This is a genomic window from Bradyrhizobium sp. AZCC 2262, from assembly GCF_036924535.1.
In the GTDB taxonomy this organism is placed as follows: domain Bacteria; phylum Pseudomonadota; class Alphaproteobacteria; order Rhizobiales; family Xanthobacteraceae; genus Bradyrhizobium.
The window spans coordinates 6709803-6729747 of the sequence record NZ_JAZHRT010000001.1 but is presented as its reverse complement, the minus strand read 5'-3'; the positions used below and the strand labels follow the sequence as shown (position 1 = coordinate 6729747).

17 protein-coding genes are annotated in these 19945 nt (G+C 60.0%); 11 read left to right on the top strand and 6 right to left on the bottom strand.

The features are described 5' to 3' along the window. Positions 1 to 31 precede the first annotated feature (31 nt). Genes V1283_RS31540 through V1283_RS31530 form a run of 3 tightly spaced genes read left to right on the top strand, consistent with a single transcriptional unit; the run spans position 32 to position 2213 of the window. On the top strand, positions 32 to 787 hold the full coding sequence (locus V1283_RS31540) for a carbon-nitrogen hydrolase family protein (RefSeq protein WP_334390533.1): 756 nt from the start codon (positions 32 to 34) through the stop codon (positions 785 to 787). Positions 788 to 809: 22 nt separating this feature from the next. Continuing rightward, positions 810 to 1439, top strand: coding sequence for an MSMEG_1061 family FMN-dependent PPOX-type flavoprotein (locus tag V1283_RS31535; protein ID WP_334390532.1), 630 nt, complete (start codon positions 810 to 812; stop codon positions 1437 to 1439). 12 nt (positions 1440 to 1451) lie between these two features. Next, positions 1452 to 2213, top strand: coding sequence for an MBL fold metallo-hydrolase (locus V1283_RS31530; protein WP_334390531.1), 762 nt, complete (start codon positions 1452 to 1454; stop codon positions 2211 to 2213). A gap of 471 nt (positions 2214 to 2684) precedes the next feature. Here the strand turns inward: V1283_RS31530 and V1283_RS31525 are convergent, their stop codons facing one another. Next, positions 2685 to 3866 carry an acyl-CoA dehydrogenase family protein gene (locus V1283_RS31525; RefSeq protein WP_334390529.1) on the bottom strand — a complete coding sequence of 394 codons (1182 nt, stop codon included), beginning with the start codon at positions 3864 to 3866 and terminating at the stop codon, positions 2685 to 2687. Between the two features lie 357 nt (positions 3867 to 4223). Between V1283_RS31525 and V1283_RS31520 the strand changes: the two genes are divergently transcribed. Together V1283_RS31520 and V1283_RS31515 are read left to right on the top strand one after the other, a co-directional pair. Further along, complete coding sequence (locus tag V1283_RS31520; RefSeq protein ID WP_334390528.1) at positions 4224 to 5831, top strand: ABC transporter substrate-binding protein; 1608 nt, start codon at positions 4224 to 4226, stop codon at positions 5829 to 5831. Continuing rightward, positions 5828 to 7423, top strand: coding sequence for an ABC transporter substrate-binding protein (locus tag V1283_RS31515; RefSeq protein WP_334390527.1), 1596 nt, complete (start codon positions 5828 to 5830; stop codon positions 7421 to 7423). Before V1283_RS31520 ends, V1283_RS31515 begins: the two co-directional genes overlap by 4 nt. A gap of 9 nt (positions 7424 to 7432) precedes the next feature. Here V1283_RS31515 and V1283_RS31510 read toward each other — a convergent pair whose 3' ends face one another. The 5 genes from V1283_RS31510 to V1283_RS31490 are packed head-to-tail and all read right to left on the bottom strand — an operon-like array spanning position 7433 to position 12941. After that, entirely contained in the window at positions 7433 to 9037 is a 1605-nt protein-coding gene (locus tag V1283_RS31510; protein WP_334390526.1) for an ABC transporter substrate-binding protein, read from the bottom strand. Between the two features lie 20 nt (positions 9038 to 9057). After that, positions 9058 to 9999, bottom strand: a complete 942-nt coding sequence (locus V1283_RS31505) for an ABC transporter ATP-binding protein (protein ID WP_334390525.1) — start codon at positions 9997 to 9999, stop codon at positions 9058 to 9060. Further along, entirely contained in the window at positions 9977 to 10972 is a 996-nt protein-coding gene (locus V1283_RS31500; protein ID WP_334390524.1) for an ABC transporter ATP-binding protein, read from the bottom strand. The genes V1283_RS31505 and V1283_RS31500 overlap by 23 nt, the downstream gene beginning before the upstream one ends. Beyond that, the gene (locus V1283_RS31495; RefSeq protein WP_334390523.1) at positions 10972 to 11955 is read right to left on the bottom strand and encodes an ABC transporter permease; all 984 of its coding nucleotides are present in this window, start codon (positions 11953 to 11955) and stop codon (positions 10972 to 10974) included. Before V1283_RS31495 ends, V1283_RS31500 begins: the two co-directional genes overlap by 1 nt. After that, positions 11955 to 12941 carry an ABC transporter permease gene (locus tag V1283_RS31490; protein ID WP_334390522.1) on the bottom strand — a complete coding sequence of 329 codons (987 nt, stop codon included), beginning with the start codon at positions 12939 to 12941 and terminating at the stop codon, positions 11955 to 11957. Before V1283_RS31490 ends, V1283_RS31495 begins: the two co-directional genes overlap by 1 nt. Positions 12942 to 13180: 239 nt before the next feature. Here V1283_RS31490 and V1283_RS31485 point away from each other — a divergent pair, with 239 nt between their 5' ends. From V1283_RS31485 to V1283_RS31460, 6 genes are all read left to right on the top strand, one after another. Next, complete coding sequence (locus V1283_RS31485) at positions 13181 to 14371, top strand: LLM class flavin-dependent oxidoreductase (RefSeq protein ID WP_334390521.1); 1191 nt, start codon at positions 13181 to 13183, stop codon at positions 14369 to 14371. A 42-nt stretch (positions 14372 to 14413) separates the two neighbouring features. Next, positions 14414 to 16024: an ABC transporter substrate-binding protein gene (locus V1283_RS31480; protein ID WP_334390520.1), complete on the top strand. Its 1611-nt coding sequence runs from the start codon at positions 14414 to 14416 to the stop codon at positions 16022 to 16024. Positions 16025 to 16302: 278 nt separating this feature from the next. Then, on the top strand, positions 16303 to 17391 hold the full coding sequence (locus tag V1283_RS31475; protein ID WP_334390519.1) for an ABC transporter substrate-binding protein: 1089 nt from the start codon (positions 16303 to 16305) through the stop codon (positions 17389 to 17391). 40 nt (positions 17392 to 17431) lie between these two features. Beyond that, entirely contained in the window at positions 17432 to 18241 is an 810-nt protein-coding gene (locus V1283_RS31470) for an ABC transporter ATP-binding protein (RefSeq protein WP_334390518.1), read from the top strand. A gap of 55 nt (positions 18242 to 18296) precedes the next feature. Then, complete coding sequence (locus V1283_RS31465; RefSeq protein ID WP_334390517.1) at positions 18297 to 19139, top strand: ABC transporter permease; 843 nt, start codon at positions 18297 to 18299, stop codon at positions 19137 to 19139. After that, complete coding sequence (locus V1283_RS31460; RefSeq protein WP_334390516.1) at positions 19129 to 19914, top strand: ABC transporter permease; 786 nt, start codon at positions 19129 to 19131, stop codon at positions 19912 to 19914. The genes V1283_RS31465 and V1283_RS31460 overlap by 11 nt, the downstream gene beginning before the upstream one ends. Positions 19915 to 19945: the final 31 nt, after the last annotated feature.

Genomic DNA, 19945 nt, shown 5'->3' with positions numbered 1-19945 from the left:
CCACGCAGGATGCTCCGGCAAGGAGCAGAGCATGATTTTTCGAATTTCGAGCTGCGAATTCCCCGATCACGCCGATTTGGCCGTTGAGATGTGGCAGCAGCTTGCCGCCGAGTTCGACAGGCGACCGGTCGATCTGCTTGTGCTTCCGGAACTCGCAGGCGTCGACAGCTTCTGGAGCAGCCCCACCTTCGATGAGGCAGTCTGGCGCCGGGCTGTTGCAACCCATGCAACGCTTGACGAGCACCTGCGACGCATTGCGGCCAAGCGCATCGTGGGGACACGGGCCGTCTCTGAATCTGCGCGACGGTGGAACGAGACGTTTCTGTGGACGCCCGAGCGAGGTTTGGTTCGCGGCCGTGCGAAGGCGCTGCTGCCGCAGCAGGAGGGCGGTTGGGAGGAGACCTGGTTCGACCGCGGCTCGCAGCATGCGGAGCCCGTGCGCGACGGTGCGCTGTGCTTCAGCGAGCTGGTATGCACCGAACTGATGGTGAGCACAGCCGCGCGACGTCTCGGGCAGTCGGGCGTGCAGGTGATCGCCGCGCCGCGCGCAACAGGCGACCATCCGCGCTGGGAAGTGGCCGCGCGGATGAACGCTATTGCCGCAGGCGCGTTCGTGGTGACGGCTAATCGCCGTGGCGCGACACTCGCCGGCGGCAGCTGGATCGTGGCGCCCGACGGCGACGTTCTCGCACGCACGGATGAGCGCAACCCGATCGTCACCGTCGATGTCGATCTTGCTTTGGTGGATTCGGCGCGACTGACCTATCCGCGCAATGTCAGGGATTGAGCGCCGCAACGGAGGCGATCCGATGATCGAGGAGCTGAGCTATCTGACCGCCGTCGAGGAACTGCGGCCACTCTATTCACAGCCGTCCGCGCTGGTTCGTGCCAAGCAGCTCGACAAACTAGACGCGCACTGCTCGCGCTTTATCGCGCGGGCGCCGCTGGTAATCGTCGGTTCGTTCCATCCGGAGCGTGGCCAGGATGTCAGCCCACGGGGCGATGCGCCCGGCTTCGTGCGCGTGCTCGATCCCTCGCACCTCGCTATCCCGGACCGACCGGGCAATAACCGGCTCGACACGATCGAAAACCTGCTGGCCAGTCCTGCGATCGGCCTGTTGTTCATCATTCCCGGCATCGACGAACTGCTGCGCGTCAACGGAACCGCGCGGCTGACGCGTTCACCTCATTTCCTTGAATCGCTGTCGGCCGGTGACAAGGCTCCAAAGCTCGCGATCGTCGTCACGATCACCGAAGCGTTCCTCCACTGCAGCAAGGCGCTGAAACGTGGCCGGGTGTGGAGCGACGACTACCGGCTCGCTCGGTCAGAACTTCCGACGCTGGGCCAGATGCTGGCCGATCAGACACGGCCGCCCGGCCTGACCGTCGGGGATATCGAGGCGCGGATCGACGCGGACGCGCGGGACAATCTTTATTGAAAGGGTATCACGATGAAACTGCGCCTGCTGCGCAACGCCACGCTGAAACTGGAGGTTCTGAGCAAGAGCATCCTGATCGATCCGTTCTTAGCCCCGAAGGGATCCAGGCCGTCCTTTACCGGGCGCGCGCCCAATCCGCTGGTCGAGCTGCCGACAAGCCCGGAAGAGATCCTCGAGGGCGTCGAACTCGTCGTCGTGTCGCATTTGCACGCCGACCATTTCGATCCTGTGGCGCAATCGCTGGTGCCGAAGCACCTTCCGCTGATCTGTCAGCCGGGTGACGAAGACAAGATACGCTCGTACGGATTCCGCGACGTGACGCCGCTGGCCGACGCCATTGACTGGCAGGGCATAAGGTTTGAGCGACGAGAGGGTAGCCACGGCCTCGGACCGGTCGTGGAGAAAATGGGATCGGTGATGGGTTTCAGCATCACTGCAAAGGACGAACCCTCGGTCTATTGGGCAGGCGACACCGTGCTCTATCCGGCAATCGAAGCCACCATCGCGAAGGCAAAGCCTGAGATCATCATCATCCATCCCTGCGGGGCGCGATGGGACGGTGATCTCATTACCATGGATGCCGCTGAAGCCGTTGCGACCTGCCGGCTGGCACCGGCTTCGATTATCGTCGCTACCCACATGGATTCGCTCGACCACGCCACCATCAGTCGGGACGAACTGAGGCGGTACGCGACCGAGCGGGGCGTCTCGCCACAGCGGCTGCTGATACCGCGTGATGGAGAAACATTGCAGCTCACAGCGCGACCGGTCTGACCAGGCATCGAACATTCGTTGGCGTAACGAGCGGTTATGAAATGTCCGATTTCGCTCCTTGGCGGCCCGGACATGATCAACGCTGGAGCCACCGAGCGGCGGCGTGCTGTCGGCGCTGTGTCTGTTTGCTTAACCGTTCTGAGATCGACACCTGCTGGCGACTTTGTTGCGATTTGGCTTATGCCAATATCGCAGCAGAGTTACGAAAGCTTTTCACGATTGATGTCGTGCGCTGCCGGTTATGCGAAGATATTGACCAAGATCGCAATACTTGTGGATATTAGAAAGAAAGCCAAAGTCCACTGACCTTTGAGACGTAGCTCTTGCGGGGTTTCCCATCTCATTTTTACGTTTTCCAGGCGTTGTGCTTTTGTCCACCGAAGCGAATTGCGGCGTAGTGCGGGGCCGGCCGCTAATCGGCCCCGCGCTCAATTCACCATGAACTATTAGAGAGGGGACCGGAAAGCTCCCTCACTGGAACGTCGCCGGCTCGGGATAGCCGCCCGTCAGGAACCAGTTTCCAACGTTGCGGGTCTTGTATTCGGCGGGGTTATGCAGCGTGTGGATCCGCACGTTTCGCCAGAAGCGGTCAAAGCCATTTTCATTGGTCGCCGATCGCGCGCCCATGACTTCGAATATCTGGCTGGTGACCTCGAGGGCAACATTGCCGGCGAAAACGTTGGCGGACGCGATCTTTACGGCAGCCTGGCCGCGTTCCTCCTCGGTCAGATCGTGCCCTCTCGCCCAAACGTCATCCAGCGCCTGTGCGGCTTGATCGGCGAGCAGAGTTGCCGCCTGGGTTTTGACGTAGAGATCGCCATAGACGCGCTTCACCCAGGGATCGTCGGTGTGTTTGTCGACGCCCGAGTGAATCCACGGACGCGACTTTTCGTTGGTGTATTCACGGGCGGCGATCAGCGCGCCTTGGGCGCTGCCGACGAACACATTCAACAGCACGCTCTGCTGCTGGAACGGTGTCAGCGTCTGATAGGGCTTTACTTCGTTCGGTTTGAAGTCAAAGACTTCGTCGCGGTGAATCCGGACGTTGCTATAGGTGACGCGGCCGCTCCCCGTCTGTCGCTGGCCTATGCCGTCCCAGTCATCCTCGATATGGACTCCCTCTCGGGTGACTGGAATCGCCGCAAACCGCCGTTCGTTTGTTAAGCGATCTTCCCATGCGACTTGCAGATAGTCGGCAATATGCGAGCCGGAAGTGAAGGGGCGAAAGCCGTCAAGAACGTGCCATTCGCCTTCCTGCCGGCCGAACAGGCTCTTGGAGAAGCTGTTGGCGGTGTTGCCCCAGAACCAGTTGCCGGCGGCGGACCGGCGGTAAGAATTCGCGGCTTGCTCCGGCGTGCCGCGGAGAAAGGCGGCATGGACCGAACTGAAATGATAGCCGAAGAGATGGCCGAGCGACCCGTCGACCTTGGCGAATTCCCGGCCGATCTTGAGCGCAGTAGACCATGGTTCTCCGGCTCCGCCATACTCCCGCGGGATAAGGATGGTGAGGAGGCCGCTTTCCTTCAACAGCCGCAACTGATCCAGCGGCTTGCCGCCAGCCTTGTCGCGTGCGACGGCGTCTTTCACAAAAATCTTTCGTAGTTCGACTGCCTTGGCGAAGTGCGGATTGGAAGTGTCGAGGTCGAAGCTCATGGAATTTGCCGATCGGGTTGCAGTGCTTTTGTCGTACTCGATTGCTGCAGACTTGCGCCGACATCGAATTTCGTCGCGACAGTCGCGCATTCGATAGTTCACTCGTTCAGCAAACTATTTCGTCCGCGACCACGTCAGCAAGTGTTGAGTCACCGCGAGCGATGAAGGATCGATAATTCAGCAAGACCACCTTCAATAGCAGCTATCGGCGACGAGAAATGATTTCCAGTTCGCGCAAAAACAAAAACGTATTCTATCGATTGTGTAGACAATAGCGGTAAGATCGAAGGCGCCTGTCACGAGCAGCCGTAATCGGCGCTTTTGAGCCGCCCCAGAAGTATGAAAACGGAGTTATTCGTGAACTTGACGCGGCGCCTTCTTCAAGTTGTGGTTCTTCTGGCGGCGGCAGGTACGGCTTTTTCAAACGCGAGCTGGGCGGAGGAGTTGAGGCCCGTGTCTGGTGGCACGCTCAACTGGGTGTATTTTCCGGATCCATCCGCGATCGTCGCGATCAACACGTCGTCAGGCACGGGACAAACGATCGGCAGCAAGATCAATGAAGGGCTGCTGTCCTATGACTACGCTCTGAATCCGAAGGCTGTTCTTGCAATCTCCTGGACTATCAGCCCGGACGGCACGCGCTATACGTTTCGGTTGCGACCTAATGTTCGCTGGAGCGATGGCCGCGACTTCACGTCCGCCGACGTCGCGTTCTCGATTCAGCGCCTGAAAATCGCCCATCCACGGGGTCGGATCACCTTCGCCAACGTCGAGGCCGTCGAAACGCCGGATGCGCTCACTGCGATAATTGTGCTTACCAAGCCGGCCCCTTTCCTGATTTCGGCGCTGGCAGGAGCTGAATCCCCGATCGTGCCGAAACACATCTACGAAACCTTCAAACCCGAAGAGCAGCCTAAGCTGGCGCAGACGATCGGCACCGGACCGTTCATTCTCAAGGAATGGGTGCCGGGCAGCCACCTCGTCTTCGTCAAAAACCCCGATTATTGGGACGCGCCGAAGCCCTATGTGGATCGGCTCGTGCTCAAGGTGATCCTCGATCCGGCGGCGCGTGCCGCAGCGCTGGAAACCGGCGAGATCGATATCGGTGCGAGTCCGGTGCCCTATGGCGATATCGACCGGTTGAAAGCCGACAAGAGGCTTGTGGTGGATACCACGACCTATTCCTATTCCGGACCCCAGCAGCAGCTGTTCTTCAATTTCGACACCGGGATTCTGCAAAATCATCGGGTGCGCTCCGCAATCGCCCACGCGATCGACCTGAAGGCACTACTCGATGTCGTCTACTTCGGTTATGGCCAAATCTCGCCATCGCCGGTCAGTACCGTGCTCCCGAAATTCTACAACCCGAACGTCAAGGCAAGGGCGTTCGACCTGAAGGTCGCCGAAAAGCTGCTGGACGAGGCAGGCCTGAAACGCGATAGCTCCGGCATCCGCGCCAAGCTGCGTCTGACGCAGAATCCATTTCTTCCTGCAAGCTTTTCCGACTTCATTCGCAATTCGTTGCGGCGGGTCGGTATCGACATCGAGGTTCAGCGGTTCGACCTCGCGACCTACCTGAACGTGGTCTACAAGGACCGCGCGTTTGATCTGACCATCGAAAGCCTCTCCAACACCTTTGATCCCACGCTTGGCGTACAGCGCGCCTATTGGTCGAAGAACTTCAAGCTCGGTCTGCCATTTTCGAACGCGGCGCATTACAGCAATCCGGAGGTGGACCGACTGCTCGAGGCCGCTGCGATCGAGCCGGATGAGAAAAAGCGTCGCGAGATCTGGTGGACGTTCCAGGAAATCATTCACGAGGAGGTCGCCTCGGTCGATCTCATCGCTGCGTCGGGGGTCATCGTTGCCAATAAGAGGGTGAAGAACTTTGCGCCGGGCGCCGAAGGCCTCACCGGAAGCTTCGCCGACCTTTGGATCGACCCCAATACCGGGAAAAATCAATGACACTCTCCAGACGCACTTTCATGGCCGCATCCGTCGGCGGTTTGGTGTTGCCCGCATCCACGACGTTCTCCCAATCACCAGAACAGCCGCGGCGCGGTGGCAAGCTGAACTATGTCATTCATCCGGAACCGACGACGCTGGTCTGTTTCAACACCACCGAAGGTCCGGCGATCCAGGCCAGCACCAAGGTCGTCGAGGGCTTGCTGAGCTACGATTTCGACCTCAATCCGAAGCCGCAGCTGGCGACCGCCTGGAGCATCAGTGAAGATGGTCTGCAATATCGCTTCGACCTGCGGCGAAACGTTAGCTGGCATGACGGCAAGCCCTTCACCGCGAACGACGTGGTCTATTCATTCGGATTGCTGAAGTCCGCGCACCCTCGGGGACGAACGACGTTCTCCAATCTCGCCGACGTCCGCGCCTTGGATGATTTCACGGTGGTGGCGACGCTGTCGAAGCCTGCGCCGTATCTGCTCTATGCGCTGGCCGCGGGGGAGTCGCCGATCGTTCCGCGCCATATCTATGAAGGCAAGGGCGACCCGCTGCAGAACCCGAACAACCGCGCGCCGATCGGCACCGGCCCGTTCATGTTCAAGGAATGGGTCCTTGGCAGCTATGTGAGCTATGTTCGCAATCCCAATTATTGGGATGCGCCAAAGCCCTATCTTGATTCACTGCTCGTTCGCATCATCCCGGACGGCTCGGCCCGTGCGGTCGCGTTCGAGACCGGCGAACTCGATATCGGCGGCTCAACGCCGGTTTCTCCGCTGGAGATTGAGCGTTTCAAGACATTGCCGCAGATCGGCCTCGAGACCCGCGGCAATGAATACGCGCCGACGCTCTACGGCATCGAATTCAATTTGGACAATCCCTATCTAAAGAATGTTCTGGTGCGAAAGGCGATTGCCCACGCGATCGATCCGTCTGCGGTACTCAACGTCGCTTGGTATGGCCTCGGGGAGCCCACAGTCAGCATCGTCAGCCCGACGCTGAAGCGGTTCTACAATCCGAAGGTCAAGACCTACGCTTTCGATCCCAAGAAGGCCGCGAAGCTGCTCGACGAGGCCGGATTTCCACTGAATGGCAAGTTCCGCTTTGCGCTTACCCATGACTTCCAGCCGTTCGGCGAGAATTTCAAGCGGACGGGCGAATATCTTAAGAGTGCGCTTGCCGTGGTCGGGATCGACGTCACGGTTCGTGGGCAGGATTTTCCGACCTATCTGAAACGCGTCTATTCCGATCGCGACTACGACTTCACCAACCACCCGTTCACCAACATGTTCGATCCAACGGTTGGCCTGCAGCGGTTCTTCACTAGCGACAATTATCGAAAGGGAGTCGCCTTCACCAATGCCAGCCACTATGCCAATCCGGAAGTCGATCGGCTGTTTGCAGAGATCGCCGTCGAAGCTGATGAGGCCAAGCGAAAGCTCTTGATAGACCGTTTTCAGGAAATCATTGCGGACGAACTACCGGTAATCCCGCTGATGCTCAGCCGCTCGATCACGGTGTACAATCGCAGGGTGGTCGATCACACGGTCGATGGCACGGGGGTGCAAAGCAATTTCGCAGGGGTCTGGCTGCGCGGCTAAGCTTGCCGGTCACGGACCCAGCCATGCGTCGGAGAAGTCGCCGGCCGTCAGATCGACACTGTTGTAGAGGTCATGAACGCGGATATTGCTGACCAGGACGGTTTGCAGCGCCACCAGCGGCAGCGCGGGCAGGTCGTCGCCCACGATCTTCTGGATCTGCTTGAACTGCGCGGCGCGGCGAGCTTCGTCGATCTCGGTGCCGGCACGCCGGAACAGGTCATCGACCTCCTCATTGTTGTAGTGCGCGGCATTGACATAGGGCAGCGGGTTCTTGATCCCGTCCGACCAGTAGATGCGCTGCACCCCGACGGTCGGATCGAACAGCAGGCCGAGGCCATTGATGTTCAGGTCGAAATTGCGATCGTAATAGACCCCTTTGATGAAGGTGCCTAAATCGCCGTCAAGCACGTCAACCTTGATCCCGATGCGTGCCAGCGCAGATCGGACAAATTCGGCGGTCTTCTTGAACGTAGCACCGGGAATGAACGTAAGCTTGAGTACGAAGCGGTTACCGTCGCTGCCTCGCTTGATCCCGGCACTGTCCAGCAGCCTGTTGGCTTCAGCGACGTCGAAGGGAAAGTTGAAGCTGGCTGGGTCGTAGTAGCTGGTCAGAACCGCCGGAATCGGAGAATGGATCGAGTCGGCCCGGCCGTAATAGATCCACTGCCGGATGAAATCGCGGTCGATGGCGCGAGCGATCGCATGACGGACCGCGCGTTTCGCCAGGTTTGGATTGTCAAGATTGAACTCCAGCACCTGGGCGTTATTGAGATAGGCATCCCGCTCCGAAGAAATCGAGAGCTGCTTGTTCTGGGCGAGCCGTTCAAGGTCCGGCAGCGATACGCTACCGCTTACGTCCGCTTCCCCGGTTTCGAGCGCGGTGGATGCGGCAGCCGGATCGGCGACGAATTTGACGACTACGCCGTCGAGATAGGGACGATCCGGACGCCAGTAGTTCGGGTTTCGGCGCAGCCTGACGTGGCTGCCGCGCTTCCATTCCTCGAACACAAACGGTCCGGTTCCGATCGGTGCGTTGTTGTTGGGGCTGGAGCCGAGGTCGTGCGACAGATAGGCATGCTTTGGGATGATTGGAGATTCCGCAGCGGACAGCGCCTTCAGAAAGTACGGCGTCGGCTTCGATAATTTGACGATGGCAGTGTAGGGATCAGGTGTCTCCACCCGGTCGATATTGGCGAAGCTGATGCGCCCGCGCGGGCCGTGTTTCTGCAGCGCAAGGAGCGAGAACTTGACGTCCTCAGCGGTGAAATCCCGGCCATCATGCCACTTCACGCCACGGCGCAAGGTGAACGCGTATTCCAAACCGTCGGCGCTGGCGGCCCAGGCGGTGGCGAGCAGCGGCTGCGGCGTGAACTGGCGGTCGTAGGTCAGTAGACCTTCGACGACTTTGGTGCTGATGTTGCGGGTCTGCGTATTGGTATCGAACAGCGGCACCAGCGTCCGAGGCTCACCTTGGGTTACGACCGTCACCGTTCCGCCGCGACGGGCCTGAGCGTTTGCTCTGGTTGATGTGAACAGCGCAATCAGGCTCGCACCGCCCCGCAGCACGCGCCGTCGATTCAACGTCGATCCTAACAGGTCAGTGGCGTCATTCATGATGTGCTCCAGAGAGCCGGTCAGGATAGGTCGGCATGATGGCATGCGACCGTTCGGCCATCGCCGGTCTGACGGAGCTGAGGATCCCGTTGTTTGCATATGCTGGTCGCGAGCGGGCAGCGTGGCTGGAAACGACAGCCGCCGGCCACGTCCTCTGCGTTCGGCAGGTCGCCTGCGAGGGGCGCGGCATAGCGGCGCCGCGCCGGATCCGGCACGGCGTCGATCAGAGCCCTGGTGTAAGGGTGCAGCGGGTGCTGCCAGATCTGTCGGTGCGTGCCGGTTTCCACGATGCGGCCGAGATACATTACCAGAACCCGATCCGCGAAATAGCGGATCACCGATAGATCGTGGGAGATGAAGAGCAACGAAAGCTTGAATTCCCGCTTCATCGCGGCAAGCAGGTTGAGTATCTGGGCTTGAATCGACAGGTCGAGCGCGGACACCGGTTCGTCGCATATGACCAGTTCAGGGCCGAGAATCAGGGCGCGGGCAATGCCGAGCCGCTGCCGCTGTCCGCCGGAAAATTCGTGCGGATAGCGCGACACCGCGCTCGGCGGCAGCCCGACACGGCCCAGCATGTCTTCAACGCGACGGCGCCGCTCGTCGCGGTGCCCGAGGCCGTGAACCTTCAGCGGGGCCATCAGAATATCTCCGATGGTCTGGCGCGGATTGAGCGATGCGAACGGATCCTGGAAGACCATTTGCAGGCGGCGGCGATAGGCGCGCAACTGGCTGCCCGAGAGGCTGCCGAGATCGGTGCCGTCGAACACGATCTGACCTGATTTGGGCTCGACCAAGCGCAGGATCGTCTTTCCCAGGGTTGATTTCCCGCAGCCGGATTCACCGACCAGGCCGACCGTCTCGCCGGCATGGATGTCGAGCGACACCCCGTCGACGGCGTGCACGACATTGGCGCCGGACAGATAGCAGGTCTTGAGATCAGATACCGACAGCAACGCCATAGGATGGTTCCTTGGTCGTCACGGGGCAGGCGACCAGCCGCCCCGGCGACGGTAAGACGGATTGCGGAAATCCGTCGCGGCAAGCACTGACGGCGACCGGACATCGCGGCACGAACGGGCAACCGGGCTCTCCCAGCGCCGATGAGATATTTCCCGGAATTTCCGTCAGCCCGGCATCGCGATAATGCCGGTTGCTGATCAGACGTGGGGATGCCGCCAGCAGGCCACGTGTATAGGGATGCAGGGGACTAGCGAACAATTCGCCGGGAAGCGCTTCCTCGACCTTGCGTCCGGCGTACATCACCACTACGCGATCGGCCCATTGCCCGACCACACCGAGATCGTGGGTGATCAGCAGCAGCCCGAGCGACAAATCGCGTCGCAATCCATCAAGCAACTCGAGGACCTGGGCCTGAATGGTGACGTCGAGTGCGGTGGTCGGCTCATCGGCGATCAGCAATTGAGGCTGGCATGCAACAGCAATTGCGATCATCACGCGTTGACGCATGCCGCCAGACAGCCGGTGGGGATAGTCGTCGACCCGCTTGTCGGGTTCCGGAATGCGGACCAGATCGAGCATCTCGATTGCGCACTTGCGGGCCTGTCGGGCCGACAGCCCGCGATGGAGCCGCAGCACTTCGCCGATCTGTTTACCGATGGTGATGACGGGATTGAGCGATGTCATGGGCTCCTGAAAGATCATCGCAATGTCGCGGCCGCGGCGCGCGCGCATGCCCCGATCGGACAGGCTCAATAGATCCTGATCGGCAAAGTTGATCGAGCCGCTGCCGATCAGCGCCGTTTTCGGCAGCAGTCGCATCAGCGCCAGCGCGGTCAGCGATTTGCCCGAGCCGGACTCGCCGACGATAGCGACGGTCTCGCCCTGCCGGACCTCGAAATCGAGGTTCCGGACTGGCGAACTGTCCGGGAAGCGAATGGTCAGGTCTTTGACCTTGAGCAATGCGTTCGCCATCACTGATCCCGGGTAAAGCGCGGATTGAGGGCATCGTTCAATCCGTCGCCGATGAGATTGAGCGAAAGCACCGCCAGTACGATGACAAATCCGGGCAAGGCGGTGAGATACCAGGCCGTGCGCAGGAGTTCGCGCCCGGCGCCGATCATGCTACCCCAGCTCACGACGTTGGGATCGCCGAGCCCGAGGAATGACAACGCCGATTCCATCAGGATGGCCGATGCGACCATCACCGAAGAGGTGACGATGATCGGTGGCAACGCGTTCGGCAAGATCTCGCGGAAGACGATCCGCACATGACCATATCCGAGGCTGCGCGCAGCCAGCACGAACTCCTTCTCCCGAAGCGAGCGGAATTCGGCGCGAACCAGCCGGGCAATGGTAGGCCAGGTGATCAGCCCGATCGCCCAGATCACGGTGAGGATCGACGGTTGCGCGATGGCAACAAGGACGATGAGCAGGATAAAGCTCGGGATGGTCTGGAACACCTCGATCAGCCGGACCAGAGCATCGTCGATCCAGCCGCCATTGTATCCTCCGATCGAGCCGACCAGGATGCCCAACGTCAGGCCGATCAATGTCGCGGCGGCGCCGACCAGCAGGGAAATACGGGCGCCGTGCAGCAGCCCCGCGGCAATATCGCGGCCGAGCGAGTCGGTGCCGAGCGGAAACGCGCTATTCTGGCCCGGCCACAGCAGCGGCCGCGCGACCATCGACAGCGGATCGCCCGGATACAGAACGGGCGCGAGGATGGCAGCCACAATGATTGACGCCAGAATGGCGGACCCTGCCAGGGCGGTAGGACTTTGCAGAAAGGTGCGTAGCGCGCGCGGTGTCGCGGTCGCTGATGCCGCCACGGCGGTGCGGGCGTCAGGTGCGTGGACGTTGTTCCAGTTGATTGTGCCAGCAGCCTGTGTCGCCGGCAGCGCAGCGGCTGCCGGTCCGGCGCGTGGGACAGGTTGATGTTGGAGTCGGGCTTCCATCAGCGCACCTCAATTCGTGGATCGAGCCAGGCCTGAACCAGGTCCACGATCATGTTGGCTGTGATGACAAGGAGCGACGACAGCAGCAGTACGCCGAGCAGAATGCTGAAGTCGCGGCTCATCACCGCTTCGAACGCAAGCCTGCCAAGTCCAGGCCAGCTATAGACCGTCTCCACGACAACCGCGCCGCCGAGCAGGCCACCGAGGTGCATGCCGGCCAGCGTCGTCACCGGCAGCAGGGCGTTACGCAATACATGGCGGATGGTGATGGCGAGGGGCGACAGTCCTTTGGCTGCCGCAGTCCGCACATAGTCCTGCGTCTGCGCCTCGAGCATCGCGGCACGTGCAAGCCGCGCATAGATGGCGACATAGAACAGCGCCAGCGAGGTCGCCGGTAGAATCATGTAACGCAGCCGATCGAGCAGCGCACTTATCCCCATGTTGCCGGCTCCGATGGTCTCCGATCCGCCACTGGGCAGCCAGCCGAGTTTGACGGAGAACAGCACAATCAGCATCAGGCCGATCCAGAAACCGGGGATCGAGTAAAACAGGATCGCGAAGATCGAAATCACCCGATCCGGCCAGCGGCCGGCAAACGATGCCATCACAATTCCGAGCACGACGCCCAGGACGATCGCAATCACCAGTGCCGTCAGCATCAGGGCTACCGTACCTGGCAATCGTTGCGCGATAATGTCGGCGACAGGAAGATTGTAACGCGGCGAGAACCCAAGGCTGAAATGCGCTAGGTTGTCGAGATAAGCGATCAGTTGGACGACGACCGGCTGGTCGAGGCCGAACCGAGATCGCAGCGCAGCCAACGTCTCGGCCGTGGCGGAACCGGATTCTCCGGCCAGCACGTCGGCGGCATCTCCAGGCGCCAGTTGCAGCAAAAGAAAATTGATGATCACGATTCCAATGATGGTTGGAATCGCCTGCAGGGCGGTGCGACGCAAAGTCTTCGCGAGTCGTCCAATGCTCGACATAATTTTTCACGCCTTTAGCAAACATCAGAACAAACTGTTCGATTGCGACGTTGCGGTGTTCACAAATACCCTTGTGCCGCAGTGGTTTCGCGTAGTTGACAAGATTGGTAGACCAAGTCAACGTCAAAGCAATGGCGTGCGAGATCCATCACTCGCGAAACTCTACTGCTTGAATCGGGCGCGTCGATATCCACGCTATCGAACAGCAGCGCACCAAAGTGAAACAATCGGAATCGGCTATGACGATATCCCACAAGCCAGGCAGCATCGTGGGTTCGCCGGTGTTTCCGTCTCCGTCGTCGTTTTCGGACAGTCCGCTTTCAAGAGCGTTGCGACAGCCGCTGTTGCTCGGCTTGTTCCTGCCAATTCAGGCAGGTGGCTGGAGTGCATCAACGCTGCCGCGATCGACGACCTGGACCTTCGATTATAATCGCGACTTGACGCTTCGCGCCGAAGCGCTCGGATTCGATCTGGTCTTTGCATTATCGCAGTGGCTGCCGAAGGGCGGCTATGGCGGCGTGTTTACCGGTGAGGCTCTCGATTCCTTCATCACCACAGCGTCGCTCGCCGGACTGACGTCCCGGATCATGCTGATTTCCACCATCCACGTACTGTATGGTCCGATACATCCGCTGCATCTCGCCAAATACGGCGCCACGCTGGACCACATCTCCAACGGACGGTGGGGCATCAACGTCGTCACCGGACATCGCGCCGTGGAGCACGAGGCATTCGGCTGGAACCAGATCGAACACGATCGCCGTTATGAGTTGGCAGCGGAATTTATCGAAGTCCTGCAGCGACTTTGGAGCGAGACCGAGAATTTTTCGTTCAAGGGAGAGTCTCCCTGGCAGCTGAGCAACGCCTTCGTGACGCCGAAACCTCGTTTCGGTCGTCCCACGCTGGTGAACGCCACTGGGTCGGACGCCGGAATAGCATTTGCGGGGCGCTATTCCGATATCGTCTTCATCACCAGTCCGGGGGGCTCGTCCTTTGCGGACGCCATTGAAGTCCTGCCGCCCCACGCAAAGCGGGTCAAGCAGGCGGCAATCGATGTCGGCCGTGAAGTCCGGACGCTGCTCAATCCCATGGTCGTCTGTCGGGAGACTGAACGCGAAACCTGGCAATATCACGATGCCATCGTCGATCATTTGGATCCGGTCGCCAGCATGCAGAATCATGCGAGCGATGCGCATGCCTGGAAGGGACGTGTCGGGATCGATGCCGCCAAGCGGCGGGCGATTGGCGGAAATATCGAGGTGATCGGGACGCCCGAGCAAGTCGTCGATCAATTCGTGCAATTGAAGAAGGCGGGCATCGACGGATTGCAGCTCAGCTTCTTCGATTTCCAGCCCGATCTGGAATTTTTCGGCCGGCGGGTCATTCCGTTGATGGAACAGGCAGGTCTGCGCTTCAAGGTCGGGCCGTAGGAAAGAGCGTTAACGCCTGGGTCAATCGATGATGGAGTCCGTATGACATTCGCCTCTACAACACGTCGGCATTTCCTCCAGTCTGTTGCGGGTGCGGCGGGTCTGGCCGCCATCGACCCATGGTCCCAAGTCAGGGCAGGGAACCCACGCCATGGTGGAACGCTGACCGTCCTGATTGACCCGGAGCCACCGGTCCTGACGACCATCGCGCATTCGGCGGGATCGTCGGTGTTGATTTCGGCAAAGGTGAATGAGGGCCTACTCGACTACGATTTTGATCTACGCCCGATACCGCAATTGGCAACCGAGTGGTCGATCAGTCCGGACGGGCTGCAATATACCTTCACCCTGCGCCGCGGCGTAAAATGGCACGATGGCAAAGATTTCACTTCGGTCGACGTCGTATTCTCGATCCTGACGCTCAAGGAATATCACCCGCGCGGCCGATCGACATTCTCGACGGTGGCGGAGGTGCGCGCGCCCGATCCGTACACGGCGGTCGTCGTGCTGTCGCGGCCGACGCCTTATCTGATCACCGCATTCGCGGCCTCGGAGTCCCCGATCGTTGCAAAGCATATTTACGAGAACAGCAAGGTCGATCAAAATCCCGCCAGCAGCGCACCGATCGGCACCGGCCCGTTCGTGTTCAAGGAGTGGGTGCGCGGCAGCCATGTTCTGTTCGAGCGTAACCCCAACTACTGGGATCAGCCGAAGCCCTTTGTCGATCGGCTGGTTATTCGTTTCCTGCCCGACCCCGCGGCCCGGGCAGCCGCGATCGAAACCGGACAGGCGCAACTTGCGCCAGGCAATCCGGTGCCGCTCGGCGATCTCGATCGTTTCAAGGCACTCAAGCACCTGACCTTTGAAACCCGGGGATATCAGTACACCAACAACATCACGCGGGTTGAATTCAATCTGCAACGGCCGCTGTTCCAGGATTTGCGGGTGCGGCAAGCCTTCGCGCACGCGATCGATCGCAACGCCCTGGTGAATATCGTCTGGTATGGCTACGGGCAGCCCGTCAGCGGGCCGATCCATCCCAATTTGAAGCGCTTCTATGTCCCCGACCTCGCGGTGCCGTCGTTCGACGTAGCGACCGCCAATCGCCTGCTGGATCAGGCCGGTCGTCCGCGCGGCGCCGACGGCTTCCGTTTCAAGGTGAGCCACGATCCGCTGCCCTATGGCGACGGCTTCAAGCGCGGCGGCGAATTCATCAAGAACGCGTTGGCGAAGATCGGCGTTGACGTGACGTTGCGCACGCAGGATTTCGCCACCTATATCCGGCGCGTTTACACCGAACGCGACTTCGACTTCACCTATAACATGATGAGTAACCTGTTTGACCCGACGGTCGGCGTGCAGCGGCTTTATTGGTCGAAGAACTTCAAAAAGGGTGTCCCGTTCTCTAACGGCTCAGGCTATGCGAATCCGGAGGTCGATCGCTTGCTGGAAGCGGCGGCTATTGAAATCGACGAGCCGAAGCGCCTGGCTTATTTTGCGGATTTTCAGCGCATTATTGCCCGCGACCTGCCCGATTTCGGTGTGCTCGCGCCGGACACGGTCACGATTGCCGACCGCAAGGTCGTCAACCACACGGTCTCGGCCCAGGGTGTCGGCGGCAATTTGGCGAACGTGTTCCTCGAGACGCCCTGATCAGTTGATATGGGGCACGTTTGACCCCGAGCATTACCTCACAGTAGTGCGCCGAGCACAGGAAAGCTACGTCACCGGTGTTTGCGTTGGTTGCATTCTCGTTGTGCCGCCAAGAACGTAATTCCATTTCATCGACTTTGGATCATCGTCGTCCTTAGTATGCATGACCGGCATGCGTCGGGTTCGCAACGCCTGACGCTCGACAATCGCGGGCTGAAGCGCCGACTAAACACGATTGCCGCCGCCCACGTCGTGGCCACTGAATAAGGAGAAAGCTCGTGTACTCGATTAAATCGCGAGTTCTGAATGTCTTGTGGATGAGCCTTGCGTTGTTGGTGGCCGCGGGAGGCAGCCTTGCTGTCGCGGAGCCGCTCCGGGTCCGGATTGGGTTCGCGTCTGTAGGCTCCGACAACCGCCAATTCGCCGGCGGATCGTCGGCCGCAGTTGCCCACTCCGAACGTTATGTCGACGACGAACTGCGCGATCTGCCGGACGTCAAGATCGAATGGTCGTTCTTCAAGGGGGCAGGCCCGGCCGTGAACGAGGCCTTCGCCAACAACCAATTGGACTTCGCCATTCAGGGGGATCTGCCGCAAATCATTGGGCGTGCGAACGGCCTCAAAACCAAGATCATTCTTGCATCCGGTGCGCATGCGCCGACCTATCTGGCTGTTCCGAAGGACTCGCCCATCAAACGAATCGAGGACCTCCGGGGTAAAAAGGTCTCGATATTCCGAGGAACCAACAATCATCTGGCCGCGGTGAAGGCGCTTGCCGGGCATGGCCTGCAGGAAAAGGACCTGCAGGTCATCAACATGGATACGGCAACGACCAACGCTGCGTTGATTTCGCGTGACATCGACGCGGCATTCGGCAACTTTCCGCTCGCGGGGCTTGTCGATAAGGGCCTGGCCGAGATCATCTACACGACAAAACAGGACAGCCGAAGCTATGAGCGTCATGCAACGCTGATCGGGCAGGAAGTCTTTCTGCGTGCCCATCCCGATGTCACCCAGAAAATAGTCAACGCTATCGTCCGCGCGGCGAAGTGGTCGTCGGACGAAGCCAACAGGGATGCATTCTTCGAGATTTCAGGGCGAACCGGATTTCCCGTGGCCGGCTATAAATTCGATTTTTCGAATCAGGAATTGAAGTACCGCAATTCACCCCTGATCGACGATTCGATCATCGAGCACTACCGGTTTCAGGCGAAGCAAGCCAAGGAATACGGGCTCGTCCGCCGCGAGGTCGATGTCAACGGGTGGTTCGACCGGTCCTTTCTCGACAAGGCGCTCGCGAGCCAGGGCCTCACAAATTACTGGCAAGCCTACGATGCATCCGGAAAGCCAGTTGCGATCGGCCAGTAGTCGAGTCGTGATCTCGCTCGAAGGCAGATGAAGGAACGTCATGGGCGGCCATCTCGACATTCGTCACGTCAGCAAGACCTTCACGGTGGATGGGGCACCGGTCGAAGCGCTGAACAATATTTCGCTTTCGATCCAGCCGGGTGAATTCGTGTCCATTGTCGGCCCGAGCGGCTGCGGCAAGTCCACGCTGTTGCGGCTGCTAGCGGGGCTCGAGCGCGGCTTCAGCGGTGATATCACGCAAGACGGCAAGCCGATCGTGGGCACGAGTCTCGATCGCGGAATCGTATTCCAGGAGCCGCGTTTGTTCCCATGGGCAACCGTCTGGCAGAACGTCGGGCTCGGCTTGCAAAATGCCCCTCTCGCCGCGGCCCTCAAGAAAGAAACCATTGCCGCGCACATCGAACTGGTCGGGTTGCAGGGGTTCGAGCGGGCATATCCGTATCAATTGTCGGGCGGAATGGCACAACGCGCAGCGATCGCGAGAGGCCTGGTTAATCGCCCGCAGATCCTGCTGCTGGACGAACCGTTCGGAGCGCTCGATGCGATGACGCGCGGCAAGATGCAAATCGAGCTGCAGCAAATCTGGGCCCACGAAAAGATCACCATGGTGCTGGTGACGCATGACGTCGACGAGGCCGTCTTCCTTGGCGATCGGGTCATCGTCCTCGCCCCGCGGCCAGGCCGGATCTCGCGAATATTCGACGTGTCAGCGAAACGGCCCAGGTTGCGGACCGATGACGACCTCGTCCATATCCGCAATGAAGTGCTGCTCGCGCTCGAGGGACAGGAGCCTGTGCCAACTGCAGCGATCCGGCCGGGCGATACGTTCACGGTGAGACCAGCTGCATGATGCTGGAGGCGAAACGCTGCGGATCATCGACGGCTCTAATTGGGCGGGAAGTAACGTGACGATCTCTCATTCGATCGATGGAGGTGAGGTCACCGCGATTGGCCGCGGCGTATTGTCAACCGTGTGGGACCGGTCTTGGCGCGGCGTTGCGCCGCTGCTCTGGAAGCTCGTGTTTCCGGTGGTCGTGCTGTCGATCTGGTTCTCTGGCACCCATTGGGGTTGGCTGCCCGAGCAGATTCTGCCCAAGCCGGCTGACGTGTCGGGGACGCTAGTCGAGATGCTTCGAAGCGGCGAACTGAAGACGCACGCAGGCTTCAGCCTGCTTCGGGTGATCTATGGTTTTGCCGCCGGTGCGACGGCGGGTTTCCTGCTCGGCGCGGCGATGGGTCTTTCGCGCACGGTTGACGATTACGTGCGGCCGCTGTTTACCGCGATTGCCCAGGTGCCGGCGCTGGCGTGGATTCCACTCGCCATGCTTCTGCTCGGTATCGGAGAAACGCTAAAGATCGTGGTGATTGCCAAGGCGGCGTTCGTGCCGGTCGTTATGAATACCAGCGCCGGAATCCGCAATGTATCGTCGCAGTTCATCGAAGTCGGCGAGACGTTTCAGTTCAACGCCCTGCAGAAGCTGCGTCTAGTCGTGCTGCCGGGATCCGTCCCTTCTATTTTCACCGGGCTACGTTACGGGCTTACCCATGCATGGATCGCCCTTGTCAGCGTCGAACTCGTCGCGTCCTCGGAAGGGCTTGGCTATCTGCTGGTCTGGGGTCGCCAGATGTTCTGGCTGGATACGGTCCTGGTATCGATGGCCGTCATCGGGATTGCCGGCTTTTTGACCGACAAGGTTCTCGCAGTCATCGAGCGGCGTCTTCAGCGGTGGCGGATCGATGGCGCTTGATATCGTCAATTCCGAGGTATCGCCATCGCGCCGGCGCCTTCGCGGCGTCGCGCTTCCCTTGGGATTGCTGGTTGTATGGGAATTGTTCAGTCATTCGGGCTTGGTCAATCCGCAGTTTCTGTCGCCGCTGGAGAAAGTGACGGCGACGGCCGTGCGCGAGCTGGCAAGCGGCGAACTGGCCTTTGATCTTCTGGTAAGCCTGCGACGCGATCTCACCGGTTTCGCGATCGGGACCGTGCTGGGCGGCACGATCGGAATCCTGCTCGGGCTCTCGTCGATTGCGGACCGAATCTTCACGACGTGGTTCAACGGCCTCAAGCAGATCGCGCTGCTGGCCTGGATTCCGTTGATCTCGATCTGGTTCGGTTTCGATGAGGCGGCCAAGATCGTCTTCATCGCGCTTGCGGCATCGATTCCGGTGATCCTCAACATTGTCGAAGGCGTTCGCAGTACTTCGAGAAAAGACATCGAGGTAGGCGAGATCTTCCAATTCAGCCGCTGGCAACTCATTCGCCTGATCTACCTGCCGTCTGCGCTGCCGTCGATTCTCACCGGCATCCATCTCGCCTTGATCTATTCATGGCTGGCGACGATCGGAGCGGAGTACTTCATGGCCATTGGCCCCGGCATTGGCGGGCTGATCATCGCAGGTCGGGAGCGGTTCGAAATGGACATGGTGATGCTCGGGATTGTCGTTTTGGGCGTCGTCGGCTTCACACTCGATAGGCTGGCTTCGTCGCTCGAGCATCGCTTCATACCGTGGCGATCGGTTTAGGCGTTCGTCATTGTCAGGAGGCGTTGTCGGA